Origin of the sequence: Pseudomonas inefficax (assembly GCF_032164165.1) — a bacterium.
Taxonomy (GTDB): Bacteria; Pseudomonadota; Gammaproteobacteria; order Pseudomonadales; family Pseudomonadaceae; genus Aquipseudomonas; species Aquipseudomonas inefficax.
On sequence record NZ_CP134401.1, the window covers coordinates 3,960,247 to 3,983,288 of the forward strand.

A 23,042-nucleotide genomic window follows, 5' to 3' on the forward strand; every position below is an offset into this window, starting at 1 on the left:
TTGAAAAAGCTCGCCGCCGTGCGCATTTATAGAAAACGTCTAATCTAAATTCTCAACTCTTTTCGGCTGCGGCCCAGCGGACTCAGACAGGATGTTCTGGCCATGGTAAAGATGGCGCGCTTCGCATTTCTCCCCTTGGCAGCCTTGCTGGCTGCCTGCTCCAGCCGTGCGCCTGCGCCGGCCCCTGTGGTACAGCCGCAGGTAACCTATAGCCAACCCAGCCCTTCGCCGATTGCCGATGACGTGCTGATGCGTGCTATCGGCCTGGTGGGCACGCCTTATCGCTGGGGTGGCAACACGCCAGATTCCGGTTTCGATTGCAGTGGCCTGATCAAGTACGTTTACCGTGATGCCGCCGGCATAAGCCTGCCGCGTTCTACGCGTGAGATGATCGTCATGCGCGCACCGACCGTGGATGCCAACTCGCTGCAGTCCGGTGACCTGGTGTTCTTCGCCACCAGTGGTGGCTCGCAGGTCAGCCATGCTGGCATTTATGTCGGGGAAGGGCGCTTCGTGCATGCGCCTTCAAGCGGCGGCACGGTGCGCCTGGACTACCTGTCCAACAGCTACTGGGCCAAGGCTTACCTGCAGGCGAAGCGCGTCATACCGCAAGGGCATCTGGCGCAGAATCCCTGAATGGCAGGGCCGCAAAGCGGCCCCAATCCTGTTGGCAATGCGGGCTCACGGCGCCTTGCTCACCCGCCAGACCACATTGCCGACATCATCGGCTACCAGCACGCCGCCACGCCCATCATTGATTACCCCGACCGGGCGGCCCTTGGCCTTGCCATGCTCATCCAGAAACCCGGTAAGCAGGTCCACAGGCTTGCCCGAGGGTTTTCCTGACGGGTCGAACGGCACGAAAATCACCTTGTAGCCACTGTGCGGCTTGCGGTTCCACGACCCATGCTGGCCCACGAACGCCCCCTGTTGGAACGGCGGTGGTAGCCCATTCGGTTCGGCGAATGCCAGCCCCAGCGAAGCCGTGTGTGGGCCCACGGCATAGTCGGGAACCAGCGCCTGGGCCACTTTGTCAGGCGCTGGCGGTTGTACGCGCTCGTCCACATGCCTGCCATAGTAGCTGTAGGGCCAGCCATAGAAACCGCCGTCCTTCACGGAGGTGATGTAGTCCGGCACCAGATCGCTGCCGATCTCGTCACGCTCGTTGACTGCCGTCCACAACGCACCGCTGTGTGGCTCCCAGGCCAGGCCGTTTGGGTTGCGCAGGCCGGTGGCGAACAGGCGGTGCTGGCCGCTGGCTGGGTCAACTTCCCAGATCGCGGCGCGCCCCTGTTCCTTGTCCAGGCCGTTTTCGCCTACGTTGCTGTTGGAACCGACCGTCACGAAAAGCTTCTTGCCATTGGGGCTGGCGATCACGTTCTTGGTCCAGTGGTGGTTGAGCGGCCCGCCTGGCAACTCGACCACCGACTGGCCTTCATTGCGAATTTGCATGGCACCGGGCTCGTAGTGAAAGCGCAGCAGCTTGTCGGTGTTGGCGATGTAGAGGTTCTTGCCGACCAGGGCCATGCCGAACGGTGAGTTGAGGTCTTCGATGAAGGTTGTGCGGATTTCTGCCACGCCGTCGTGGTCGGCGTCACGCAGCAGGGTAATGCGGTTGGCGCTGGGCACGCCTGCACCTGCCCGCTTCATCACCTTCTTCATGACCCAGCCGCGCAGGCCCTTGCCATCTTCGGGCTTTGGCGGGGCGTTGGTTTCGGCCACCAGCACGTCGCCGTTGGGCAACAGGTAAAGCCAGCGAGGGTGGTCCAGTCCGCTGGCAAACGCTTTCACCTGAGTTCCTGGTGCTGCCTCGGGCTTGTCGTCCTTTGGCCAGCCCACTGCCGGGGCGATATTCACGGTGGGGAGGGCAGTTTTGACCGGAGCGGGCAACTGGGGCGTTGGGCCACTGCCGTCGAGTACATTCAGCAGGGCGGTTTCGCCGCAGGCAGTCAGGCTGGCGGCCAATAACCAAGGCGTCAGGTGTTTCATGGGCGGCGTCCTCCTAACAGGGCCTATGAATTGAGAGGTCGGCGGCATTCGCCAGGTTCCCGGCAACCATCCAACTGTCGTTGTCGTTGTCGTTGTCGTTGTCGTTGTCGTTGCCGTTGCTTTTGCTTCTAAGCGCGCGATAGTTCAGGCGCCGCAGATTGCGACTTCAGGAGGCCGAGCGGTGGGACTGCGGAGGGAGGTGACGGGCATGGATGCCCGTCAAGCGCTGAGGCCCCATGGATGGGGCCTGCAGCGCGTACTCCCGGGAGCAGGCCCGTAGCGAGGGAACCCCGGAGCGCAGCGTAGGGGCCGGATGATAGGAGCCAGCGTTTTTTGGTTACTTTTTGTCGCGTTTGACAAAAAGTGACCCGCCGTAAGGGCGGAAAGGTGATTAAGCGCCACCTTCGCAAATGAATGTTGACCTTGTTGTTGATGCCCACGCTTGAAAGCAAAGAGCAAAGAGCAAAGAGCAAAGAGCAAAGAGCAAAGAGCGGAAAAGTACTGGTTTTGATATCGGGCATAGTCCATTTACGATGGCGACTCATACTCACCTTTTCGCCCTTACGGCGAGTCACTTTTTGTCAAACGCGACAAAAAGTAACCAAAAAACGCTGCGCTCCCATCATCCGGCCCCTACGCTGCGCTCCGGGGTTCCCTCGCGCCGGTCTTGCTCCCGGGAGTACGCGCTGCAGGCCCCATCCATGGGGCCTCAGCGCTTGACGGGCATCCATGCCCGTCACCTCCCTCCGCAAGACCTCTGCTCGGCCTCCTGAAGTCGCGAAGATCAAGATCAAGATCAAAAGCAAAAGCAAAAGCAAAAGCAAAAGCAAAAGCAAAAGCAAGAGCAAGAGCAAGAGCAAGAGCGTGCAGGTCTGGTGGTGGCTCAATGTGCCAGTTGCAAGGTGGCGGGGCGGGCCCAAGAATCAGATTTAACACCTTTCTTGTAGGCCGTTTCCCAAAGATACTCCCAACGCCTATTCTCCGTTGCGCGTGCCAAATGCGGTCTCTAGTCTCGGCATGTCGTTGACCTTCAATGACCGGGTTAGCCGCCCGAAATCGTCAGACACCGCAGCCGTGCAATACCGAGCAATCGGCATTGGCGCCTCATGGCGGCTGTGCGTGGGGCACCTGCGGGTGCGCCGGGTGCCTGACGTCCCGGTCGGCTAACCCACGTACAGCTGCCACCATACTGTTTAGCCGCGGTCGGTGGTCGCTTCACTACGACAGGAGCCCTAAATGACCACCGAAGACACGAAATGCACAGTCGGCAAAACCATATTCTTTCAAGGTGAAAACCAGACCCACCCCCTGTTCCGCATCGAACCCGGCATCTCCTGCCAGAACGCCCGCGAACAAGCCTCGGAATTGATTGGCTATGCACGGGATCTGACCATCGACGGCCTGATGGAAGACAAGCCAAAGCTGATCTGGGCCGCGCACTACCTTTGTGCCTTGGGCAAAGCGCTGCTGGATGATGCCGAACTCGGCATGATGCGTTAGGACCTGAAGGGCGCGCAGGGGGCCGCATATAACTGAAAGATTTAGCAGGGGCTCTGTGGGAGCGGGCGCGCCCGCGAATACCGGCGTAGCCGGTGCCAGCCACCGCGTTGAATTCTTCGCGGGCACGCCCGCTCCCACAGAAGCCATATCGCGCTTGCGAAACGAGTTCCGGCCCCGGCCTGAGCCGAAGTTGCTTCAAGCCTGCTTGAGCAACAACGCCACCCCCGGAAAATACTGCCCCAGCTCGTTGTGCAACTTGCGATAGGCATACGGGAAGTACCAGGCGATGGCACAGGCAGTATGTTTCTGCAGGTCGTCGACCAGGTCCTGCAGTTCCTCAGGGCTGGCATGCTGGCCAGCCTTCCACGGGCTGATGAACAACGCCCCGGCCTTCAACTGGCTGGGGTAGGCCACCTGACGCGCGAGGGCAGCGGTCTGCTGCAGGGCGTCGGCCATGTCCAGCCGGGCGATTTTTGGCCAGCGCTGGCTGACACTGAGGTACAGCGCTTCATCGGCACTGCTGATCGACAGGTCGCAGCGCCCTTCATACTCGCCTTCGTCGCGCTGCTTCTTGCCGGCAAACTGCTGCAGCGCCGCCAGTTCGGCCTGCCACGCCGCTGCGGCAAGCAGCCCGGTATTGGCGGCTGCACCATGCCAATAAGGTGCTTCGGCATCGCCGGCAAACTGGTTGAAGCGGTCGATACAGTCGCCCCAGCGCTCCAGCGCCGGGGCGAGGAACTCCAGACGCGGGTTGTTGATGATCTGGCCTCGCATGCTGCGCTCTCCTGTTATCGTTGTTGTCGCGTTCAGCTGAAAGTAATGGCTATGTGATATCACTGTATTCAGTGTGGCACAACCAGGTGAATTGGCCATTACCCGGGCGATGCCTGTTCGACTGCAAAGCAGCCCGCTTCGATTGACGCTCCCGGTGCAACCCTCTAACCTTCGCGCGTGTTTCAGGTGTCCTGCCAGCCCCGTCTGGGCAGGGTGAAACTGGGAAGCCGGTGGGTGCCAGCATGGCGCGATTCCGGCGCTGCCCCCGCAACGGTAGGTGAGTCGCGGCCGCGCAGGGCCACTGGGTGCCAGCACCCGGGAAGGCGCGCAGGCTTGGGCCAAGGCCCGCTCACAAGCCCGGAGACCGGCCTGATACTGCCAACGGCATCACGGAGGGTGATGCGCGGTGCACCGTGGCCTACGGCCACGGCCCCTGCGCGTTCTCCGTCTGCCCGCCTTTTACCTGTCGCCGCGCGTTGCCGTGGCGCCAGCCAGCGGAGAACCCTGATGAGCGAATCCACCGAACGCGACGAACGCCACCTGGCGCGCATGCAGCGCAAGAAGGCGATCATCGACGAACGTATCGCCAATTCCCCCAACGAATGCGGCCTGCTGCTGGTGCTGACCGGCAATGGCAAGGGCAAGAGCAGCTCGGCCTTCGGTATGCTCGCTCGCGCCCTGGGCCATGGCATGCAGTGCGGTGTGGTGCAGTTCATCAAAGGCCGCAACAGCACCGGCGAGGAGCTGTTCTTCCGCCGCTTCCCCGAGCAGGTGCGCTACCACGTGATGGGCGAAGGCTTTACCTGGGAAACCCAGGACCGCCAGCGCGACATCGCCGCCGCCGAAGCGGCCTGGGCCGTGTCGCGCCAGTTGCTGCAAGACCCGAGCGTGCAGTTCGTGGTGCTCGATGAACTGAACATCGCCCTCAAGCACGGCTACCTCGACCTTGATCAGGTGCTGTCCGACATCCAGGCCCGCCCACCGATGCAGCATGTAATCGTCACTGGCCGTGCCGCGAAACCCGAGATGATCGAGCTGGCCGACACCGTGACCGAGATGGGCATGCTCAAGCACGCGTTCCAGGCCGGCATTCGTGCACAGAAGGGCGTGGAGCTGTGAGCCAGCCGCGCCATTGCCCCGCCGTACTGATCGCGGCACCGGCCTCTGGCCAGGGCAAGACCACCGTCACCGCCGCCCTGGCCCGCCTGCACCGCAACCTCGGGCGCAAGGTGCGGGTGTTCAAGTGCGGGCCCGACTTTCTCGACCCGATGATCCTCGAGCGGGCCAGCGGCGCGCCGGTGTATCAGCTCGACCTGTGGATGATCGGCGCCGAGGAAAGCCGCCGCCTGCTGTGGGAAGCCGCCGGCGAGGCCGACCTGATCCTGATCGAAGGGGTGATGGGGCTGTTCGACGGCACGCCGTCCAGCGCCGACCTGGCGCGCCACTTCGGCGTGCCGGTGCTGGCGGTGATCGATGGCACGGCCATGGCCCAGACCTTCGGCGCCCTGGCCTTGGGCCTGGCGCGCTACCAGGCGGACCTGCCATTTGCCGGTGTGCTGGCCAACCGGGTTGGCAGCCTGCGCCATGCGCAACTGCTGGAAGGCAGCCTGACCGAAGGCCTGCGCTGGTATGGGGGCTTGTCCCGCGAGCGCGGTATCGAGCTGCCCAGCCGCCACCTGGGGCTGGTCCAGGCCAGCGAACTGAACGACCTGGACGCGCGCCTGGATGCCGCTGCCGAGGCGCTTGGTGCCAGTTGCGATGCTGCCTTGCCGCCGCCAGTGGCCTTTGCCGAACCCGAACCGCAAGCCAGTGCTGCCTCGTTGACCGGTGTGCGCATTGGCGTGGCGCGGGACGAGGCCTTTGCCTTCACCTATGGCGCCAACCTCGACCTGCTGCGCAAGCTGGGGGCACAGCTGGAGTTTTTCTCGCCGCTGCATGACCGCGAGCTGCCAGCAGTGGACAGCCTGTACCTGCCGGGCGGTTATCCCGAACTGCACCATCACGCCCTGGCCGCCAATGCGCCGATGAGCGAGGCGATACGCGCCCATCACGCCTTGGGCAAACCGTTGCTGGCAGAGTGCGGCGGCATGCTGTACCTGCTCGATGCCCTGACTGACGTAGCCGGCGAGCGTGCCGAACTGCTCGGCCTGCTGCCCGGCGAAGCAACCATGCAGAAGCGCCTGGCAGCCCTGGCGCTGCAGGCGGTGGAACTACCGGAAGGCACCTTGCGCGGGCACACCTATCACCATTCGCTGACCAGTACCGCACTGGAGCCGATTGCCCGAGGCCTGAGCCCCAACGGCGGGCGTGGCCACGAAGCGGTGTACCGCCTGGGTCGGCTGACGGCTTCCTACGTGCACTTCTACTTCCCCTCCAACCCAGATGCGGCGGCGGCGCTGTTGCGACCATGAGCGAGCACGCCTACAGCGACGTCGAGCGCGCCGCGATCTACCGGGCCATCGGCGAACGCCGTGACATGCGCCACTTCGCCGGTGGCGAGGTAGCCCCGGAACTGCTGGGCCGCCTGTTGGCTGCCGCGCACCAGGCACCGAGCGTCGGGTTGATGCAGCCCTGGCGTTTCATCCGCATCACCCGGCGCGACCTGCGCACGCGCATCCAGGCATTGGTGGAAGCAGAGCGGGTACGTACCGCCGAAGCCTTGGGCGAACGCTCCGACGCCTTCATGAAACTGAAGGTGGAAGGCATCAACGACTGCGCCGAGCTGCTGGTGGCCGCCCTGATGGACAACCGCGAGCCGCATATCTTCGGCCGCCGCACTTTGCCCGAAATGGACCTGGCCTCGCTGGCCTGCGCCATCCAGAACCTGTGGCTGGCCGCCCGTGGCGAAGGCCTTGGCATGGGCTGGGTGTCGCTGTTCGACCCGCAGGCGCTGGCGGCGCTGCTGGGCATGCCGGCCGGGGCCAAGCCGGTCGCAGTGCTGTGCCTGGGGCCGGTAACCGAGTTCTACCCGGCACCGATGCTGGTGCTGGAAAACTGGGCCGAGGAACGGCCTTTGAGTGAAATGCTCTTTGAGAACCAATGGGGAGAGCACCAATGAGCGTGGCCTTGCTGACCGTGGCCGGGGTGGCCCTGGATGCCTTGCTGGGCGAGCCGCAGCGGCGCCACCCGCTGGTGGCCTTCGGCAACATGGCCAGTAACCTTGAGCGCCGCTTGAATGCCGGTGGGCGCGGCTGGCGCAGCCACGGGGTGAGCGCATGGTTCCTCGCCGTGGTGCCGCTTACCCTGTTGGCACTGATCCTCTCCTGGCTGCCGTATATCGGCTGGCTGGTCGATGTGCTGGCACTGTACTGCGCTGTCGGGCTGCGCAGCCTGGGCGAACATGTGTTGCCGGTGGCCAGTGCCTTGCGCCAGGGTGACCTACAGGAAGCGCGGCGCCGTGTGGGCTACCTGGTCAGCCGCGAAACCCGCGAACTGGACGAACCCGCGGTAGCCCGAGCGGCCACCGAATCGGTGCTGGAGAATGGCAGCGACGCGGTATTCGCCGCGCTGTTCTGGTTCGTGGTGGCTGGCGCGCCGGGCGTGGTGCTGTACCGCCTGAGCAACACCCTGGACGCCATGTGGGGCTACCGCAACGAGCGCTTCGAACGCTTCGGCTGGTGCGCGGCGCGCGTCGACGATGTGCTCAACTATATTCCCGCCAGGCTGGTGGCATTGACCTACGCGCTGCTGGGCAAGACCCGCCTGGCCCTGGCCTGCTGGCGCAAGCAGGGCCCGCTGTGGGATAGCCCCAATGCCGGGCCGGTGATGGCTGCCGGTGCTGGTGCGTTAGGGGTGGAACTCGGTGGGCCAGCGGTGTACCACGGCGAGCTGCATGAGCGGCCACGCCTGGGTGACGGGCCAGTGGCCGACGCCGACGCCATCGAGCGCGGCTGGGGCCTGGTGCAGCGCGGCGTATGGCTGTGGCTGTTGGTGATCTGCCTGGGGGCCTATATCAATGCTTGAACACGGAGGCCGCCTGCTGCGGGCGGTACGGCAATACGGCATCGCCCGCGAGCAGTGGCTCGATCTGTCCAGCGGCATTGCGCCATGGCCTTTTCCGATTCCACCGATTCCCATGGAGGCCTGGGCCCGCCTGCCGGAGACCGAGGACGGCCTGGAAGACGCTGCACGGGCGTATTACGGCGCCCGCCAATTGCTGGCGGTGGCTGGTTCCCAAGCTGCGATCCAGGCCTTGCCACTGCTGCGCGCAACCGGTCGGGTAGGGGTAATGACGCCGTGCTATGCCGAGCACCCCTACGCCTGGCAACGGGCGGGGCACCAGTTGCTAGAGCTGGACGAAACGCAGGTCGACGCGACGCTCGACAGCCTCGATGTACTGGTGCTGGTCAACCCCAACAACCCCACCGGCCGCCGGGTGCCGCGTGAGCGCCTGCTGGAGTGGCACGCGCGCCTGGCTGCCCGCGGTGGCTGGCTGTTGGTCGACGAAGCGTTCATGGACAACACCCCGGCGGATGGCGTGGTCGATTGTGCCGAGCGCCCAGGGCTGATCGTGCTGCGCTCGTTCGGCAAGTTCTTCGGCCTGGCTGGCGTGCGTCTCGGGTTCGTTGCCGCCGAACGCAGCCTGCTGCAGCGCCTGGCCGAGTTGCTCGGCCCGTGGACGGTCAATGGCCCGACCCGGGTGCTGGCCCAGGCCAGCCTTGCCGACCACGCTGCCCAGCGTGTGCAGGTCGAACGCTGCGCCGCCGCCAGCCAGCGGCTGGCGATGCTGTTGCGCAGCGCCGACCTGGCGCCCAGCGGCGGTTGCGACCTGTTTCAGTACGTGCGCAGCGAGCATGCCGCGCACCTGCATGACTTTCTTGCCCGCCGCGGCATCCTGGTGCGGTTGTTCGAGCAGCCGCCAGCGGTACGCCTTGGGCTGCCAGAATGCGCGGCGGATGAGCTGCGCCTGGCCCAGGCCCTGGCGGATTATCAAAAGGAAACGGCATGACTACGCTCATGGTGCAGGGCACCACCTCCGACGCCGGCAAGAGCACGCTGGTGACCGCACTGTGCCGCTGGCTGTTGCGCCAGGGCGTCGGCGTGGTGCCGTTCAAGCCGCAGAACATGGCGCTGAACAGCGCGGTGACCGCCGACGGCGGTGAAATCGGCCGGGCCCAGGCGGTTCAGGCCCAGGCCTGCCGGCTGCAACCACACACCGACATGAACCCGGTGCTGCTCAAGCCCAACAGCGACACCGGCGCCCAGGTGATCATTCATGGTCGTGCCGTCACCAGCATGAATGCGGTGGCCTACCACGACTACAAGGCCATCGCCATGCAGGCGGTGCTGGCTTCGCACCAGCGTTTGAGCGCCGCCTGGCCGGTGGTCATGGTCGAGGGCGCGGGCTCGCCAGCGGAGATCAACCTGCGTGCCGGTGACATCGCCAACATGGGCTTTGCCGAAGCGGTGGACTGCCCGGTGATCCTGGTTGCCGACATCAATCGTGGTGGCGTGTTCGCCCATCTGGTCGGCACGCTGGAGCTGCTGTCGCCCAGTGAGCAAGCGCGGGTAAAGGGTTTTGTCATCAACCGCTTTCGCGGCGACATCGCCTTGCTGCAGCCGGGGCTGGACTGGCTGGAGCAGCGCACCGGCAAACCGGTGCTGGGTGTGCTGCCGTATGTCACCGACCTGCATCTGGAAGCCGAAGACGGCATCGATGTGCGCCAGGGGGCGAAGACCGAGCGCGTGCTCAAGGTGATCGTCCCGGTGCTGCCGCGTATCAGCAATCACACCGACTTCGACCCACTGCGCCTGCACCCCCAGGTGGACCTGCAGTTCATCGGCCCGGGCCAGCCGATCCCGGCTGCCGACCTGATCATCCTGCCGGGTTCCAAGAGTGTGCGCGGCGACCTGGCGCAACTGCGTGAGCGCGGTTGGGACAAGGCCATCGACCGGCACCTGCGTTATGGCGGCAAGCTGATCGGTATCTGCGGTGGCCTGCAGATGCTGGGCCGCGAAGTGCGTGACCCGCTTGGTCTTGAAGGGGGGGCTGGCTCCAGCCCGGGGCTTGGCCTGTTCGATTACGCCACGGTGCTCGAAGCCGAGAAGCAGCTGCGCAACGTCGTTGGCACGCTGAACCTCGACACAGTTCCGATTGCCGGTTACGAAATTCATGCCGGCGTCACCACGGGGCCTGCCCTGGAGCAGCCTGCCGTGCAACTTGCCGATGGCCGTTGCGATGGTGCTGTCAGTGCCGATGGCCAGATACTTGCCACCTACCTGCACGGCCTGTTCGAAGGCAGCCAGTCGTGCGCGGCGTTGCTGCGCTGGGCTGGCCTGGAGGATGTGCAGGTCATTGATTACGAGGCCCTGCGCGAACGCGATATCGAGCGCCTGGCCGACCTGGTGGAAAAGCACCTGGACACCGCGCGCCTGCGCCAACTCTGTGGGGTGGCCTGACATGCTCAACCTGATCCTCGGCGGCGCCCGCTCTGGCAAGAGCCGCCTGGCCGAACAACTTGCCAGCGCCAGTGGCCTGCCGGTGACCTACATCGCCACCAGCCAGCCGCTGGATGGTGAAATGAACGAACGTGTGCTGCTGCACCGCCAGCGTCGCCCCGGTGACTGGGGGGTGATCGAAGAACCCCTGGCCCTGGCCGCGGTACTGCGCGCCGAAGCGGCCGAAGGGCGGTGCCTGCTGGTGGATTGCCTGACCCTGTGGCTGACCAACCTGCTGATGCTCGAAGATGACCAGCGCCTGGCCGAGGAGCGTGATGCGCTGCTGGCCTGCCTGGAACAGTTGCCGGGCACGGTGATCCTGGTCAGTAACGAAACCGGCCTGGGCGTCGTGCCCATGGGTGAGCTGACCCGGCGCTATGTCGACCTGGCCGGCTGGCTGCACCAGGCTGTGGCCGAACGCTGTCAGCGCGTGGTGCTGACCGTGGCCGGCCTGCCCCTAATGCTCAAAGGACCCGCGCCGTGAGCATCTGGCAGGGCCCCTGTGGGAGCGGGTTTACCCGCGAACACCGGCGTAGCCGGTGCCATGCACCGCGTCGCATTTTTCGCGGGTGAACCCGCTCCCACAGGGTGCACGGCGCGCTTACGGAGTTTCTGTAAGCTTCCATTACCCAACTACGAACAGGCCCATGACCATGACCCAACCCTGGTGGCAATCCCCCTGCCAACCTCTCGACAACCCCGCCATGGACCAGGCCCGCGCCCGTCAGCAGCAGTTGACCAAACCTGCCGGTTCGCTGGGCCAGCTGGAAGGCCTGGCCATTCAGCTGGCCGGCCTGCAGGGCTGTGAGCGGCCGACCCTGGACCGCACCGCAATCAGCATTTTTGCCGGTGACCACGGCGTGGTCGAGGAAGGCATCTCGGCCTACCCGCAAGCGGTGACCGGGCAGATGCTGCGCAACTTCGTCGGCGGTGGCGCGGCGATCAGCGTGCTGGCGCGCCAGCTGCAGGCAAGCCTGGAAGTGGTCGACCTGGGCACCATCGACCCGCACCTGGAACTGCCTGGCGTGCGCCATCTGCGCCTGGGCGCCGGTACCGCCAACTTCGCCCGCCAGCCAGCGATGACCGAGGGCCAGCTGCAGGCCGCCCTGCAGGCTGGTCGCGATAGTGCCGTGCGCGCCGCCGAACAGGGCGCGCAGCTGTTCATCGGTGGCGAGATGGGTATTGGCAACACCACGGCTGCCGCTGCCTTGGCCAGCGTCCTGCTGGGCTGCCCGCCGGCTGAGTTGAGTGGCCCGGGCACCGGCCTGGACCACGCCGGGGTGCGGCACAAGGCCGAGGTCATCGAACGGGCGCTGAGCCTGCATGGCCTGAGCGCTAACGATCCATTGCAGGCACTGGGTTGTGTCGGTGGTTTCGAGATCGCGGCCTTGGCCGGTGCCTACATTGGTTGCGCGCAGGCAGGTATCGCGGTACTGGTGGACGGCTTCATCTGCAGTGTCGCCGCGCTGCTGGCGGTGCGCCTCAACCCGCAGTGCCGGGCTTGGCTGCTGTTCGCCCACCAAGGCGCAGAGCCTGGGCACAAAGCCTTGCTCGACGCGTTGCAGGCCGAACCGTTGCTGGCGCTGGGCCTGCGCCTGGGCGAGGGCAGTGGGGCTGCCCTGGCCGTGCCGCTGTTGCGCCTGGCCTGTGCGTTGCACGGGCAGATGGCGACCTTCGCCGAGGCTGCGGTGGCGGACCGCTCGGCATGATCCTCGACCTGCTGCGCCATGGCGAAACGGAACAGGGCGGGCTGCGTGGTAGCCTTGATGATGCCTTGACTGCCAAGGGCTGGGCGCAGATGCGCCATGCCGTGGCCGAAGCCGGCCCGTGGGAGGTCCTGGTCAGTTCGCCGCTGCAGCGCTGTGCGCATTTTGCCGAGGAGCTGGGCGAGCGGCTGAACCTGCCCGTACAGCGTGAAGCGGCGTTACAGGAGCTGCATTTTGGCGACTGGGAGGGCCGTAGTGCGGCGCAGATCATGGAAGACCAGGCGGACGCGCTGGGGCGCTTCTGGGCGGACCCTTACGCATTCACACCGCCAAATGGCGAGCCGGTCGAGGCGTTTGCCGAGCGCGTGCTGGCTGCTGTCGAACGCCTGAGTCGGCAGCATGCCGGCAAGCGCGTGCTGCTGATCACCCATGGTGGCGTGATGCGGCTGCTGCTGGCCCGTGCCCGTGGTTTGCCGAGGGCGCAGTTACTGCAGGTCGAAGTCGGCCACGCTGCGCTGATGCGGCTGGTGCCGGGTGACGACGGCCAGTTGGTCGAGGGGCGCTGAAATGTTGCCGTTGTGGATTGCCTTGCAATTTCTCAGCAGCCTGCCGGTGACTCTGCCAGGCATGCCAGCGCCGCGCGAGATAGGCCGCTCGCTGCTCTGCTACCCACTGGTCGGGTTGCTGTTCGGCCTGTTGCTGTGGCTGGCCAGCCACCTGCTGCAGGGTGCACCGACGCCGCTGCACGCGGCCCTGCTGCTGACATTGTGGGTGCTGCTCAGTGGCGCTTTGCACCTGGATGGCCTGGCAGACAGTGCCGACGCCTGGCTTGGCGGTTTCGGTGACCGCGAACGCACCCTGCTGATCATGAAAGACCCGCGTAGTGGGCCGATTGCCGTGGTCACCCTGGTGCTGGTGCTGTTGCTGAAGTTCTGCGCGTTGTGGGTGCTGGTCGAGCGGGGCATTGGCGCACAGTTGCTACTGGCACCCTTGATCGGGCGGGCAGCAATGCTTGGGCTGTTCCTGAGTACGCCTTATGTACGGCAGGGTGGTTTGGGGCAGGCGCTGGCCGAGCATCTTCCCCGGTATGCGGCCGGGTGGGTGCTGCTGGGCTGTGTGCTTTTCTGCCTGGGCCTGGGCGGGTGGATCGTGCTGCTGGCGTTCGCCGTGTTTGCCTGGTTGCGACAGCTGATGTGCCGGCGCCTGGGCGGGGCTACCGGCGATACCGCCGGTGCAATGCTGGAGCTGCTCGAACTGGCCGTGGTGCTGGGGTTGGCGTTGGGCCTCTGAGTCTTGCTCCTGCAAGTGACCGCGCAAGCAGGATGTTTCTGTAGGGCGTTTCTGAGCCTAACGTGTCGGTAAATTCCTGAAAAACTCAGCAAGAGCCGACATCTTTTCACTGGCGTATGCTTGCCCCTCCGCTAACTGTCGAGGAGTGTCGGCACCATGCGTCATGTCATTCTCGCTGCGTTTCTGTTGGCCATGGTGCCCGCAGCCATGGCAGCCGATCTCATGGCTTTCTGGAACAGCCCCCGCCACGGTGGCAACAGCTTCAACCGGCTGCCACCTGATCAAGCCTACTTCGACGCCTTGGGCGGTTATGGCGCGACTTGGGTGCGGCTGTCCTACGACAAGTGGCAGCCGGCAGAACGCGACTTCCTCCTCGGCGATGCCGATGCCTACCAAGGCCTGCCTGCCACCGACCTGGCCACGCTGCGAGCCACCCTCGACCGCGCCCACAAGGCCGGCCTCAAGGTGGTCATCGCACCGCTTTCGCTACCCGGCATGCGTTGGTCGCAAAACAATCAGGGCCAGTTCGACGACCGCCTCTGGCAAGACAAACGCTACTGGTTGCAGGCTGCGGCGTTCTGGCGGGATCTGGCCCGTGAGCTGAAAGGCCACCCGGCCATCGCTGCCTACAACCTGGTCAACGAGCCCGCCCCGGAGAAGCAAGGTGGCCTGGCCGAGCATGCCGACCCTGGGCAAATGCAGCAGTGGTATGCACGGCAGCAGGGCGGTGCGCGTGATCTGCCTGCCTTGTATCGGCAGTTGATAGCAGCCATTCGCGAGGAGGACTCCGACACGCCGGTCATGCTCGATGCCGGCTGGTTCGCCGCCGCCGACGCTTTCGGTTACTGGCCGGCACCTCTGGAGGACCAGCGGGTGCTGTACAGCGTACACATGTACGAGCCCTATCTGGTGACCAGTGCACCGAACATGACGCGCAAGCAACCCATCGCCTATCCCGGGCCGGCACCGTTCGCGGGGCAGGCGCAGCAATGGGATGGGCAACGTGTGGCGCAGTACCTGCGCCAGCCGCTGGACTGGGCCGCCGCCATGAAAGTGCCCAGCTCGCGCCTGGTGGTGGGCGAGTTCGGCTGCATGCGCAGGTTACCGGGCTGCCGGCAATACCTGGAAGACGTGCTCAGCGTGCTGGATCACTACCGGTTGCACTGGGCCTTCTACAGCTTTCGTGAAGATAACTGGGACGGCATGGACTACGAATTGGGCTCGGCCAAGGTGCCGTGGCGCTATTGGCAGGCAATCGAGCAGGGCGCTCCAGACCCGCTGGCGCGCAAGGCTACAGCGGAGTTCGAGCCGATTCGCAGGCGCTTGAACCCGGGCTGAGGGTTATGCCTGTCAGTTAGGTAACTTGGGGCTGCGTAGCAGCCCCGTTAACGCTTTCTCTTGCAACATTACTGACGCGGGTATATACACGTATCCATGCTGACCAGTGAATGTATCTGTACCCACCTGCGTCGTGCCGCCCGTGGGGTGAGCCGACATTACGACGAGGCCCTTGCCGGCTTTGGGGTCAATGTCGCCCAGTTTTCCCTGTTGCGTCATCTGCAGCGGCTCGATCGCCCCAGTATCACCACGTTGGCGGAAGCCATGGGCCTTGAGCGCAGTACCCTGGGCCGCAACCTGCGGGTGCTGGAGGCTGAAGGGCTGGTGGCCTTGGCCGATGGTGACGACCAGCGCAACCGCGTGGTGCTGCTGACCGAGGCCGGTACCCAGCTGCTGCGTGCGGCCCATCCGGCCTGGGAACAGGCACAGGCCGAACTGGTGGAGCGGCTGGGGACAGGGCAGCGGGATGAACTGGTGCGTTTGCTGAACCAACTGGCTTGATTTGATACGACTATAAGCGGGTATATACCCGTAAAACCTTGCGATGTGCTGGAGATAACGACAATGACTTCGGTGTGGCGAACCAGCGGGTGGGTATTGGTGGGGGCAGCGTTGATCCTGGCGCTATCCCTGGGTGTGCGGCACGGCTTCGGCCTGTTCCTGGCGCCGATGAGCGCGGACTTCGGCTGGGGGCGTGAGGTGTTCGCCTTCGCCATTGCCTTGCAGAACCTGATCTGGGGGCTGGCGCAACCGTTCGCTGGCGCCCTGGCCGACCGCCTGGGCGCGGCGCGGGTGGTGATCATTGGCGGTATTCTCTACGCTGCCGGGTTGGTGCTGATGGGCATGGCCGACTCTGCCTGGTCGTTGTCGCTGAGTGCCGGCTTGTTGATCGGTATGGGCCTGTCCGGCACCTCGTTCTCAGTCATCCTGGGCGTGGTCGGGCGTGCCGTGCCAGCGGAGAAGCGCAGCATGGCCATGGGCATTGCCAGTGCTGCCGGTTCTTTCGGCCAGTTCGCCATGTTGCCGGGCACCCTCGGCCTTATCCAGTGGCTGGGCTGGTCCGCAGCGTTGCTGGTGTTGGGCCTGATGGTGGCGCTGATCGTGCCCTTCGTCGGCCTGCTGCGTGACCGCCCGCTGCCCACTCATGGTGCCGAACAAACCCTGGGCCAGGCCCTGCGCGAGGCGTGCTCGCACTCCGGTTTCTGGTTGCTGGCGCTGGGCTTTTTCGTCTGTGGTTTCCAGGTGGTGTTCATTGGCGTGCACCTGCCGGCCTACCTGGTCGACCAGCACTTGGCTGCGACTACCGGCACAACGGTGCTGGCGCTGGTAGGCCTGTTCAATATCGTCGGCACCTTCACCGCCGGCTGGCTGGGCGGGCGCATGTCCAAGCCGCGCCTGCTGACCGGGTTGTACCTGCTGCGTGCGGTAGTGATCGTGCTGTTCCTGTGGGCGCCGGTGACTGAGATCAGCGCTTACCTGTTCGGCATCGCCATGGGCCTGCTGTGGTTGTCCACGGTGCCGTTGACCAACGGCACGGTGGCCACCTTGTTCGGCGTGCGCAACCTGTCCATGCTTGGCGGTATCGTCTTCCTGTTCCACCAGCTGGGCGCCTTCCTTGGCGGCTGGTTGGGCGGGGTGGTGTATGACCGCACCGGCAGCTACGACCTGGTCTGGCAGATTTCCATCCTGCTCAGCCTTCTGGCTGCCGCCCTCAACTGGCCGGTGCGCGAACGCCCGGTCGCCCGCCTGCAGGCCCAGGCTGCATGAACCGCTATGTGGCTCAAGGGCTACTGGCCCTTGCCGCCCTGTTGCTGCTGGCGCTGTTGTGGTGGGGCTGGCACAAGGGCGGGATGGCGATGATGCAACTGGGCATGAGTGTTTGTTAGGCGCTACCCTGCAAGTTCAAGGGTTGTCTTGCGGGAGAAACGAGTCATGCGTGCACATTGGTTGATGGTGCCGGTGCTGGCCCTGCTTGCCGGCGCATCGAGCTGGGCTGCCGATTGCCCGGCGTTGTTGCAAAGCAGCCTGCCAGAGTTGCGGGGCAAGGGGCAGGTGGACCTGTGCGAGCGCTTTGCCGGCAAGCCGCTGGTGGTGGTCAACACGGCCAGTTACTGCGGTTTTGCGCCGCAGTTCGAGGGGCTTGAGGCGACATACAAGGAATATCACGAGCAAGGCCTGGAAATGCTTGGCGTGCCGTCCAATGACTTCAAGCAGGAGGACGCCGATAGCGAGAAGACTGCCAAGGTCTGTTATGCCAACTATGGCGTCACCTTTACCATGACCAAGACACAGGCGGTGCGGGGCACGGATGCGATACCGCTGTTCGCGGAACTTGCCAGCCAGAGCAGTGCGCCGAAGTGGAATTTCTACAAGTACGTGGTGGACCGCAAGGGCAAGGTGATTGGTAACTTTTCCAGCCTGACCAAGCCGGATGACCCAGCATTCCGGGCAGCCATCGAAAAGGCCATTGCCTCCCAGCCATAACCTGGCTGCTCTTGCTCTTGCTCTTGCTCTTGCTCTTGCTCTTGCTCTTGCTTCGGCTTTTGCTTCTAAGCGCGCGATAGTTCAGGCGCCGCAGATTGCGACTTCAGGAGGCCGAGCAGAGGTCTTGCGGAGGGAGGTGACGGGCATGGATGCCCGGCAAGCGCTGAGGCCCCACGGGTTACTTTGCATGCACCGTAATCGCCACCAACCGCACTACCACCGGCCTGACCATCAACACACATACGAACGCCACAGGCATCGCCAACTGGTACGCCTTCAGCACGTTACCGAGATATTCGGCGTTAACCCCCGCATTCGCTGCCGTAATCACGAAACACATCAACAGCGCCATGATCGACGACATGTAGAAAGCAAAGACGTAGGGCATGGCCCCCGGGTGCAATTTGCGTCGACTGCGTGCCTGGGAGAGGTTGCTCATGCGAACTCCTGGAAGGTGGGTAAAGGCGCAAGTTAGCAACGCTCCGGGCAGCAGCTGTAGACCAGCCGTACTGAGTTCTTTATAAAGAGATTCTTACGAATCCAAAGGCTCAGCATGGACCTGCTCAACGCCATTCGCAGCTTCATCAAGGTGGTCGAAGCCGGCAGTATCGCCGCCGGTGCCCGCAACCTGGGCCTGAGCCCGGCTGCGGTCAGCCAGAACCTGGCACGCCTGGAAGGCCACTTGCAGGTTCGCCTGCTCAGCCGCACCACCCGCAGTATGGCGCTGACACCCGCCGGTACCCAGTACTACGAACGCGTCAGGCACATCGAACGCGACCTGGCCATGGCCGAACAGGCCGTCACCACCCCCGACAGTGAACCCCAGGGGCGGCTGTGCATTGCCTCGACATCCGCCTTCGGTCGCCACGTTCTGGCACCATTGATACCCGCATTCAGTGCCCGCTACCCACTACTTTCGATAGAGTTGGTAACGACTGATCGCCGGGTCAACCATGCTCGCGAAGATGTGGATGTGAGCCTGCGCATTGCTCCACAGCTGGAGGACCAGTTGGTGGCCCGGCATATCGCCCGTATACCATTCATTTGCTGTGCCTCGCCCGGTTACTTGCAAAGCGCCGGTATACCGGCCACGCCCGAGGGCTTGCGTGATCATCGCTGCCTGGTGTTCCGCTATCCGGTGGATGGGCGCTTCCTGCGTTGGGGCTTCATGCGCGACGGGCTGCGGTTCGAGGCAGAATTCGGCAGTGTCCTGATCAGCGACGACATCGATGCCCTGACCCAGATGGCACTGCACGATGGCGGCATCACCCGCCTGGCCGAGTTCATCGTCCGGCCGCATCTGGCCACCGGGGCGCTGGTGCCGTTGTTCGAATACAGCGACAGCGCCCAGGCCTATGCCCAGACCGAACCGATGGATATCTACCTGTGCCTGGCCGACCGCTTCGCCATGACCGCTAAAGTGCGTGTATTCATGGACTACCTTTGCGAAGCCCTGGGCGACAGCTGGCAGGTGCAAGCATGAAAAAACCGCCACGAGGGCGGTTTTTCATGTGAAGCGTACTGATCAGAAGCGGTAGGTGAGGGACGCACCGATACCGTGAGCGCTGTTCTCGTACTTGGCCTGGTAGCTGCCTTTGGTGGGGCTGACCTGGTTGACCTTGACGTCTTCTTCCCACAGGTAGGAATAGGCTACGTCGATGGTCATATCGTCGTTCGGGCTCCAGCCAGCACCCAGGCTGAATACCTTACGATCGCCAGTCGGAATGCGCGGCGAGCGGTCGTGGTTGTTGGTAGGCGACTGGTCGACGGTAAAGCCGGTGCGCAGTACCCACTCCTTGTTGACTTTGTAAGACGCACCAATGGCATGAGCCCAGGTGTCGTGCCAATTCTGGTCTTCCTTGATGGTCTCGAATGCCGAACCTGCAAGTTGCGCTGGGACATCGTTTTGCACGGTGATGTCTTCCAGACGGCTCCAGCGAGTCCAGGTGCTACCGGCGTACAGGGTCCACTGGTCATCGAGTTCGTGGGTGACCGAGAAATCGACCGATTCCGGTGTCTTGATCTTCAGTGTCGCATCGAACTTGTCACCGTTGAACGGTCCGATCAGCGGGGTGCTGACGCGAGTTTTGCCTTCCAGCTTGTAGTCGACCATCGAGTGGTAGGTCAGGCCGAGACGGGTGCGGTCGGTGGCCTGGACCAGGATGCCGATGTTGTAACCCACGGCGGTATCGTCACCCTTGATCTTTACCTCTCCGTCTTGACCACCCAGGAACGCGGGGGTAGGCAAGTTCGAGCCCAGTTCGCCCTTGATGCGGTTGAAGGTCGGGCCAAAACCGATCGAGACCTTGTCGTTGAAGGCGTAGCTTACGGTTGGCTGGAAGGTGATTACCTCGACATGGCTCTTCTTGCCCCAGTAACGTGCAGCGTCACCATCGCCGTAGTCGGTCACCAGGCCAAACGGTACGTAGACGCCGAAGCCTACGCTCCAGTGGTCGTCGATCGGTTTGACGTAGTAACCCATGGGCACACCAACGAGCGGCACCATGTCGCCATCGGTTTCCCCCCCAAAGTTGCTACCCGGGCCCGAGATGTCGGACTTGGCGATGACAGCTGCGCCACCCACGGTTACTTGTTCGCGCTTGAGGCGCGACATGCCAGCAGGGTTGCCAAATACGGTGCTGGCATCTTCGGCAGAAGACGAACGTCCCGCGAAACCGGTCCCCATGCTGCTGATGCTTTGCTCGTTCAGCGCGAAACCTGCGGCAAGCAGTTGGCTGGAAGCGAGGGCAACGGCAATGCCGAGGGAGGTTTTGAGCATTACTTTTTTCATTATTAGAAAACTCCTTGGGATCTCCGGGTCGAAAAGCTACCAACAAATCACGCGCCGCGCTATAGCCTCAATCGCAGGAGATAGAGCGGTTTTGTAGGACAATCCGACCAAAATTCCCTTTTTTCCGGTTTCGTTGTAGGACGTGTCTCAAGATGCCTGCGGCAATCTCTGATCTATGCAGGTATGCCAGGCGTGGGTGAAGTCGCGCAGGCGACCTTGGGGGTTGAAAATCTGTCGCCAGATCCGCGCCAGTGCGAGAAGGTCGTCGGCTGCAGGCAAGGGCGTGGCCTGCTCTTCGACGAGCATCCAGGCAATGGCGGTGGAATAGCGCAGGTTTACGGTGAGTTCGAGGTGCGGGCCGCCGAGGAAGGCGTGCTGGCTAGCCAGGCCGCGGACCAGGCTGGCCAGGTCGGGGTCTCGGGCAAGGTAGTCGTCCCAGATCGCCTGGTGACGGTGTTCGCCGATACGGTACAGGCCATGGCCACGACGGTCGTGCAAGGCCGACCCCAGGGCCGACTGGCTGGCGGCGATGCCCAGCAGCAAGGCTTCGGCGCTGGCGCAGTGACGGTTCAGGTAGACCAGGGTGGGTCGGATCACATACTGACACAATTCATTCGCCGCGATACCCATGATGCCCTCGAGCAGTTAGGGGCCGGACGGGCGCTGGAGCTTGGCAGCTGGTGAGTGATCAGGCCCGCCGGAAGCGGCAAGCACCGCTCGAGTTGAAGTGTAGTGTGATAATCGTGGTGTAAAGGGCTGTTTTTAAATCGATTGCTGCCTGACGTTTCGGGCTATATGCCTTAAGGCAATTACGCCACGAACGTTCAGGCAGGCTTGCGATGTGATCATTCAGCGCTTGAATACCGCAATATTCGCCACTCACGCAGTGAGCGACTGGCGGGTGCGGGCGATGACCGCCTGCAGCGGTTCACTGCGGCTGTACTGTTCGGGGTACAGCCGCTCGGTGTGGCAGGCGACGCCGTGTTCGTCTACCAGGGTGAAGCTGAAGCTGCCCTTGCGAGGTGCAACGATAAGGCACTTCAACGGCGAGAAGGCCTGGGAGAGGGTGCCAATGGCAGCCTGAATCTGATGATGAGTTTGCATATTGTTGGAGGTTCCTGCTTTAAACACGGGGTTATGATCCGTGCATGATAGAAACGTTCCAGTGACGCCTTTATTAAGGGACGAACGAACCTGACTGGAACAGGGCAGCCAGAGGGAGCGCAATCAAAGGTGGGCGCGTGGGCTGACTGGTAGGTACTTCAGAAGGCAGGCAGCACGCCGGGGCCATGGTTCAAGGCCGTCGGGGTGGGATCCTGATCAATCTGTCACGTGATTCGTGCTTGAACAGCGCTGGGCTGGCGAGTGAATCATCGAATTGGCCGGTCCTGGTTTCAGCAGCGCCACCCTTGGGAGGAGCGGGTCTGCAAGGACGCTCAAGGCCAGAATTGACTTTCAGCTTGGTACTAACGAGGCGCACCTTAACGGAAATACAGGCGCTTGGCAAGCATTTCATGTTTGTTCAGGTGAGCCGAGCAGTATGGCGCGTATTTGCTCTGCTGGGAAGAGGGGGCAAAAAGCCCGCATCCGGCCGGATGTACCGATTTCGTGCACTCAAATGAAGGTTTATGGTGCACTTGTTCACATTCGGAGCAGCGCTTGCAACTGGCTCGCAGTACGCCACAACCGCTTCGCCAATGCCTTGACTGGGCGGTTAAGTCAATGAAAAAAAACACTATTTTTAGCTGGTGAAAAAATCGTCAGTTTGAGCGAAAGCCCCAATTCATGGGGGTTTGCGAGGGATGTGGGGTGGTTGTCCACCGAGTTATCCACAGGAACTGTGGATTGTCCCGAGCGCTTGCTCTAGGACGGGCGTGCCAGCAATACAGTGAACTGTCCGACAATCGACATGCTCCGGAAGCCCTCTTGGTCATCCACTTGAAAACGTCAAGAAAAGATCATTGAAAATTTTTTCAATCCTCCGGAAATCGAAAGGCCAAGGTGCAAAAAAAAGGGTAAAGTGGCGCGCCTTTCGAGTTGCCATACCTGTTGCTCATGAAGTTTCGCGGTAAACCCCTCGCCAGCCCCGCAGCATCCACGCCTGCGCCTCCCCCCAAACGGTTTTCCCTCAAAGTGGCCTTGTGGCTGCTCGATAACCCGCGCCTGGGTGACAAGCCGCAGGTCAAGCACCTGGCCGGGCGTCTGTTGAAACAGCCAGCACGTCAGGGTGTGGTAGTGGCGCAAAGCCGGCTGGGGCAGATGTTGTGCCGTGATTGCGGCAATGCCCGTGACCGGCGTATTGGCCATGAACTGCTGCGCCAGGCTGCCCGCGCCGGTGACCGGCGGGCGCAGCTGGAATACGCGCGACTGTGCCAGCACAGCGAGCCGGAGCAGGCGCGGTACTGGCTGGAGCTGGCGGCGGGGCAGGGGTCGCAGGAGGCGCGGCGGCTTTTGAGGCAGTGGTTTCATGCCTGAGGTGTGTTGCCAGCACTGGCCTCTTCGCGGGTAAACCCGCTCCCACAGGAATAGCTATACCTCGGATACTGTGCAATCCCTGTGGGAGCGGGGTTACCCGCGAAGAGGCCGGAACAGGCAACACACCGCTCAGGCTGATAAGCTGCGATGCATTCATCCAGGATCATTCGGGGTAAGCATGACAGTGGATCTGGCCAGCATTCTGCTGGGCTTGGTGGCAGGTGCATTACCTTGCCTGGGTTGGGTCATGCAGGTGC

The 23,042-nt window shown here is 63.4% G+C and carries 25 protein-coding genes and 1 riboswitch; of the genes, 19 read left to right on the forward strand and 6 right to left on the reverse strand.

Annotated elements, in window-relative coordinates; translation table 11 throughout:
• Nucleotides 1-102: 102 nt before the first annotated feature.
• Nucleotides 103-636, forward strand: coding sequence for a C40 family peptidase (locus RIN61_RS17890; RefSeq protein ID WP_112251131.1), 534 nt, complete (start codon nucleotides 103-105; stop codon nucleotides 634-636).
• A 45-nt stretch (nucleotides 637-681) separates the two neighbouring features.
• Here RIN61_RS17890 and RIN61_RS17895 read toward each other — a convergent pair whose 3' ends face one another.
• On the reverse strand, nucleotides 682-1,989 hold the full coding sequence (locus tag RIN61_RS17895) for a PQQ-dependent sugar dehydrogenase (RefSeq protein WP_112251133.1): 1,308 nt from the start codon (nucleotides 1,987-1,989) through the stop codon (nucleotides 682-684).
• A 1,236-nt stretch (nucleotides 1,990-3,225) separates the two neighbouring features.
• Here RIN61_RS17895 and RIN61_RS17900 point away from each other — a divergent pair.
• Nucleotides 3,226-3,489: a DUF3077 domain-containing protein gene (locus tag RIN61_RS17900; protein WP_112252663.1), complete on the forward strand. Its 264-nt coding sequence runs from the start codon at nucleotides 3,226-3,228 to the stop codon at nucleotides 3,487-3,489.
• Between the two features lie 195 nt (nucleotides 3,490-3,684).
• Here RIN61_RS17900 and RIN61_RS17905 read toward each other — a convergent pair whose 3' ends face one another.
• A complete protein-coding gene (locus RIN61_RS17905; RefSeq protein WP_112252662.1) occupies nucleotides 3,685-4,263 on the reverse strand; it encodes a hypothetical protein in 579 nt (192 codons plus the stop codon).
• Between the two features lie 167 nt (nucleotides 4,264-4,430).
• Nucleotides 4,431-4,650, forward strand: a riboswitch (cobalamin riboswitch).
• 120 nt (nucleotides 4,651-4,770) lie between these two features.
• Here RIN61_RS17905 and cobO point away from each other — a divergent pair.
• The 15 genes from cobO to RIN61_RS17980 all read left to right on the forward strand — a co-directional run bounded on the left by cobO (nucleotide 4,771) and on the right by RIN61_RS17980 (nucleotide 17,519).
• Nucleotides 4,771-5,382 carry a cob(I)yrinic acid a,c-diamide adenosyltransferase gene (gene cobO, locus RIN61_RS17910; protein WP_013971375.1) on the forward strand — a complete coding sequence of 204 codons (612 nt, stop codon included), beginning with the start codon at nucleotides 4,771-4,773 and terminating at the stop codon, nucleotides 5,380-5,382.
• Nucleotides 5,379-6,674, forward strand: a complete 1,296-nt coding sequence (locus RIN61_RS17915) for a cobyrinic acid a,c-diamide synthase CobB (RefSeq protein ID WP_313853189.1) — start codon at nucleotides 5,379-5,381, stop codon at nucleotides 6,672-6,674. The genes cobO and RIN61_RS17915 overlap by 4 nt, the downstream gene beginning before the upstream one ends.
• Nucleotides 6,671-7,321, forward strand: coding sequence for a 5,6-dimethylbenzimidazole synthase (gene bluB, locus RIN61_RS17920; RefSeq protein ID WP_112252660.1), 651 nt, complete (start codon nucleotides 6,671-6,673; stop codon nucleotides 7,319-7,321). The genes RIN61_RS17915 and bluB overlap by 4 nt, the downstream gene beginning before the upstream one ends.
• On the forward strand, nucleotides 7,318-8,226 hold the full coding sequence (gene cbiB, locus RIN61_RS17925) for an adenosylcobinamide-phosphate synthase CbiB (protein ID WP_112252659.1): 909 nt from the start codon (nucleotides 7,318-7,320) through the stop codon (nucleotides 8,224-8,226). Before bluB ends, cbiB begins: the two co-directional genes overlap by 4 nt.
• Nucleotides 8,219-9,211, forward strand: a complete 993-nt coding sequence (gene cobD, locus RIN61_RS17930) for a threonine-phosphate decarboxylase CobD (protein WP_112252658.1) — start codon at nucleotides 8,219-8,221, stop codon at nucleotides 9,209-9,211. The genes cbiB and cobD overlap by 8 nt, the downstream gene beginning before the upstream one ends.
• A complete protein-coding gene (locus RIN61_RS17935; protein WP_252378637.1) occupies nucleotides 9,208-10,662 on the forward strand; it encodes a cobyric acid synthase in 1,455 nt (484 codons plus the stop codon). Before cobD ends, RIN61_RS17935 begins: the two co-directional genes overlap by 4 nt.
• Nucleotide 10,663: 1 nt before the next feature.
• Nucleotides 10,664-11,185 (forward strand): bifunctional adenosylcobinamide kinase/adenosylcobinamide-phosphate guanylyltransferase, encoded by a 522-nt coding sequence (gene cobU / locus RIN61_RS17940; RefSeq protein ID WP_112252656.1) that lies wholly within the window; start codon nucleotides 10,664-10,666, stop codon nucleotides 11,183-11,185.
• 169 nt (nucleotides 11,186-11,354) lie between these two features.
• Nucleotides 11,355-12,410: a nicotinate-nucleotide--dimethylbenzimidazole phosphoribosyltransferase gene (gene cobT / locus RIN61_RS17945; RefSeq protein WP_313857638.1), complete on the forward strand. Its 1,056-nt coding sequence runs from the start codon at nucleotides 11,355-11,357 to the stop codon at nucleotides 12,408-12,410.
• Nucleotides 12,407-12,973 carry an alpha-ribazole phosphatase family protein gene (gene cobC / locus RIN61_RS17950; RefSeq protein ID WP_112252655.1) on the forward strand — a complete coding sequence of 189 codons (567 nt, stop codon included), beginning with the start codon at nucleotides 12,407-12,409 and terminating at the stop codon, nucleotides 12,971-12,973. The genes cobT and cobC overlap by 4 nt, the downstream gene beginning before the upstream one ends.
• 1 nt (nucleotide 12,974) lies before the next feature.
• Entirely contained in the window at nucleotides 12,975-13,697 is a 723-nt protein-coding gene (locus tag RIN61_RS17955) for an adenosylcobinamide-GDP ribazoletransferase (RefSeq protein WP_313853196.1), read from the forward strand.
• Between the two features lie 222 nt (nucleotides 13,698-13,919).
• Nucleotides 13,920-15,035: a glycoside hydrolase family 5 protein gene (locus RIN61_RS17960; RefSeq protein WP_181457371.1), complete on the forward strand. Its 1,116-nt coding sequence runs from the start codon at nucleotides 13,920-13,922 to the stop codon at nucleotides 15,033-15,035.
• A 96-nt stretch (nucleotides 15,036-15,131) separates the two neighbouring features.
• Nucleotides 15,132-15,536 (forward strand): MarR family winged helix-turn-helix transcriptional regulator, encoded by a 405-nt coding sequence (locus tag RIN61_RS17965; protein ID WP_112252652.1) that lies wholly within the window; start codon nucleotides 15,132-15,134, stop codon nucleotides 15,534-15,536.
• A gap of 63 nt (nucleotides 15,537-15,599) precedes the next feature.
• Nucleotides 15,600-16,802 carry an MFS transporter gene (locus RIN61_RS17970; RefSeq protein ID WP_112252651.1) on the forward strand — a complete coding sequence of 401 codons (1,203 nt, stop codon included), beginning with the start codon at nucleotides 15,600-15,602 and terminating at the stop codon, nucleotides 16,800-16,802.
• The gene (locus RIN61_RS17975) at nucleotides 16,799-16,921 is read left to right on the forward strand and encodes a hypothetical protein (protein WP_313853199.1); all 123 of its coding nucleotides are present in this window, start codon (nucleotides 16,799-16,801) and stop codon (nucleotides 16,919-16,921) included. Before RIN61_RS17970 ends, RIN61_RS17975 begins: the two co-directional genes overlap by 4 nt.
• A 46-nt stretch (nucleotides 16,922-16,967) precedes the next feature.
• A complete protein-coding gene (locus RIN61_RS17980) occupies nucleotides 16,968-17,519 on the forward strand; it encodes a glutathione peroxidase (protein ID WP_112252650.1) in 552 nt (183 codons plus the stop codon).
• Between the two features lie 178 nt (nucleotides 17,520-17,697).
• On the opposite strand, the gene RIN61_RS17985 is transcribed toward RIN61_RS17980, so the two are convergent.
• A complete protein-coding gene (locus RIN61_RS17985; protein WP_207877106.1) occupies nucleotides 17,698-17,958 on the reverse strand; it encodes a DUF2798 domain-containing protein in 261 nt (86 codons plus the stop codon).
• 114 nt (nucleotides 17,959-18,072) lie between these two features.
• Here RIN61_RS17985 and RIN61_RS17990 point away from each other — a divergent pair, with 114 nt between their 5' ends.
• On the forward strand, nucleotides 18,073-19,002 hold the full coding sequence (locus RIN61_RS17990; protein WP_112249366.1) for a LysR family transcriptional regulator: 930 nt from the start codon (nucleotides 18,073-18,075) through the stop codon (nucleotides 19,000-19,002).
• Between the two features lie 42 nt (nucleotides 19,003-19,044).
• On the opposite strand, the gene RIN61_RS17995 is transcribed toward RIN61_RS17990, so the two are convergent.
• The 3 genes from RIN61_RS17995 to RIN61_RS18005 form a co-directional block, all read right to left on the reverse strand.
• On the reverse strand, nucleotides 19,045-20,310 hold the full coding sequence (locus RIN61_RS17995) for an OmpP1/FadL family transporter (protein ID WP_112249365.1): 1,266 nt from the start codon (nucleotides 20,308-20,310) through the stop codon (nucleotides 19,045-19,047).
• A 147-nt stretch (nucleotides 20,311-20,457) separates the two neighbouring features.
• Entirely contained in the window at nucleotides 20,458-20,940 is a 483-nt protein-coding gene (locus RIN61_RS18000; RefSeq protein ID WP_025338041.1) for a hypothetical protein, read from the reverse strand.
• 249 nt (nucleotides 20,941-21,189) lie between these two features.
• On the reverse strand, nucleotides 21,190-21,414 hold the full coding sequence (locus tag RIN61_RS18005; protein ID WP_003257337.1) for a hypothetical protein: 225 nt from the start codon (nucleotides 21,412-21,414) through the stop codon (nucleotides 21,190-21,192).
• A gap of 951 nt (nucleotides 21,415-22,365) precedes the next feature.
• On the opposite strand from RIN61_RS18005, the gene RIN61_RS18010 reads away from it, so the two are divergent.
• A complete protein-coding gene (locus tag RIN61_RS18010; protein ID WP_025338042.1) occupies nucleotides 22,366-22,785 on the forward strand; it encodes a tetratricopeptide repeat protein in 420 nt (139 codons plus the stop codon).
• The last annotated feature ends 257 nt before the right edge of the window (nucleotides 22,786-23,042 follow it).

Bases quoted from the DNA above. Each gene is read 5' to 3' on its own strand.
- RIN61_RS17890 (WP_112251131.1), top strand. From the start codon at position 103: ATGGTAAAGATGGCGCGCTTCGCATTTCTCCCCTTGGCAGCCTTGCTG.
- RIN61_RS17895 (WP_112251133.1), bottom strand. From the start codon at position 1,989: ATGAAACACCTGACGCCTTGGTTATTGGCCGCCAGCCTGACTGCCTGC.
- RIN61_RS17900 (WP_112252663.1), top strand. From the start codon at position 3,226: ATGACCACCGAAGACACGAAATGCACAGTCGGCAAAACCATATTCTTT.
- RIN61_RS17905 (WP_112252662.1), bottom strand. From the start codon at position 4,263: ATGCGAGGCCAGATCATCAACAACCCGCGTCTGGAGTTCCTCGCCCCG.
- cobO (WP_013971375.1), top strand. From the start codon at position 4,771: ATGAGCGAATCCACCGAACGCGACGAACGCCACCTGGCGCGCATGCAG.
- bluB (WP_112252660.1), top strand. From the start codon at position 6,671: ATGAGCGAGCACGCCTACAGCGACGTCGAGCGCGCCGCGATCTACCGG.
- cbiB (WP_112252659.1), top strand. From the start codon at position 7,318: ATGAGCGTGGCCTTGCTGACCGTGGCCGGGGTGGCCCTGGATGCCTTG.
- cobD (WP_112252658.1), top strand. From the start codon at position 8,219: ATGCTTGAACACGGAGGCCGCCTGCTGCGGGCGGTACGGCAATACGGC.
- RIN61_RS17935 (WP_252378637.1), top strand. From the start codon at position 9,208: ATGACTACGCTCATGGTGCAGGGCACCACCTCCGACGCCGGCAAGAGC.
- cobU (WP_112252656.1), top strand. From the start codon at position 10,664: ATGCTCAACCTGATCCTCGGCGGCGCCCGCTCTGGCAAGAGCCGCCTG.
- cobT (WP_313857638.1), top strand. From the start codon at position 11,355: ATGACCCAACCCTGGTGGCAATCCCCCTGCCAACCTCTCGACAACCCC.
- cobC (WP_112252655.1), top strand. From the start codon at position 12,407: ATGATCCTCGACCTGCTGCGCCATGGCGAAACGGAACAGGGCGGGCTG.
- RIN61_RS17955 (WP_313853196.1), top strand. From the start codon at position 12,975: ATGTTGCCGTTGTGGATTGCCTTGCAATTTCTCAGCAGCCTGCCGGTG.
- RIN61_RS17960 (WP_181457371.1), top strand. From the start codon at position 13,920: ATGGCTTTCTGGAACAGCCCCCGCCACGGTGGCAACAGCTTCAACCGG.
- RIN61_RS17965 (WP_112252652.1), top strand. From the start codon at position 15,132: ATGCTGACCAGTGAATGTATCTGTACCCACCTGCGTCGTGCCGCCCGT.
- RIN61_RS17970 (WP_112252651.1), top strand. From the start codon at position 15,600: ATGACTTCGGTGTGGCGAACCAGCGGGTGGGTATTGGTGGGGGCAGCG.
- RIN61_RS17975 (WP_313853199.1), top strand. From the start codon at position 16,799: ATGAACCGCTATGTGGCTCAAGGGCTACTGGCCCTTGCCGCCCTGTTG.
- RIN61_RS17980 (WP_112252650.1), top strand. From the start codon at position 16,968: ATGCGTGCACATTGGTTGATGGTGCCGGTGCTGGCCCTGCTTGCCGGC.
- RIN61_RS17985 (WP_207877106.1), bottom strand. From the start codon at position 17,958: ATGAGCAACCTCTCCCAGGCACGCAGTCGACGCAAATTGCACCCGGGG.
- RIN61_RS17990 (WP_112249366.1), top strand. From the start codon at position 18,073: ATGGACCTGCTCAACGCCATTCGCAGCTTCATCAAGGTGGTCGAAGCC.
- RIN61_RS17995 (WP_112249365.1), bottom strand. From the start codon at position 20,310: ATGAAAAAAGTAATGCTCAAAACCTCCCTCGGCATTGCCGTTGCCCTC.
- RIN61_RS18000 (WP_025338041.1), bottom strand. From the start codon at position 20,940: ATGGGTATCGCGGCGAATGAATTGTGTCAGTATGTGATCCGACCCACC.
- RIN61_RS18005 (WP_003257337.1), bottom strand. From the start codon at position 21,414: ATGCAAACTCATCATCAGATTCAGGCTGCCATTGGCACCCTCTCCCAG.
- RIN61_RS18010 (WP_025338042.1), top strand. From the start codon at position 22,366: ATGAAGTTTCGCGGTAAACCCCTCGCCAGCCCCGCAGCATCCACGCCT.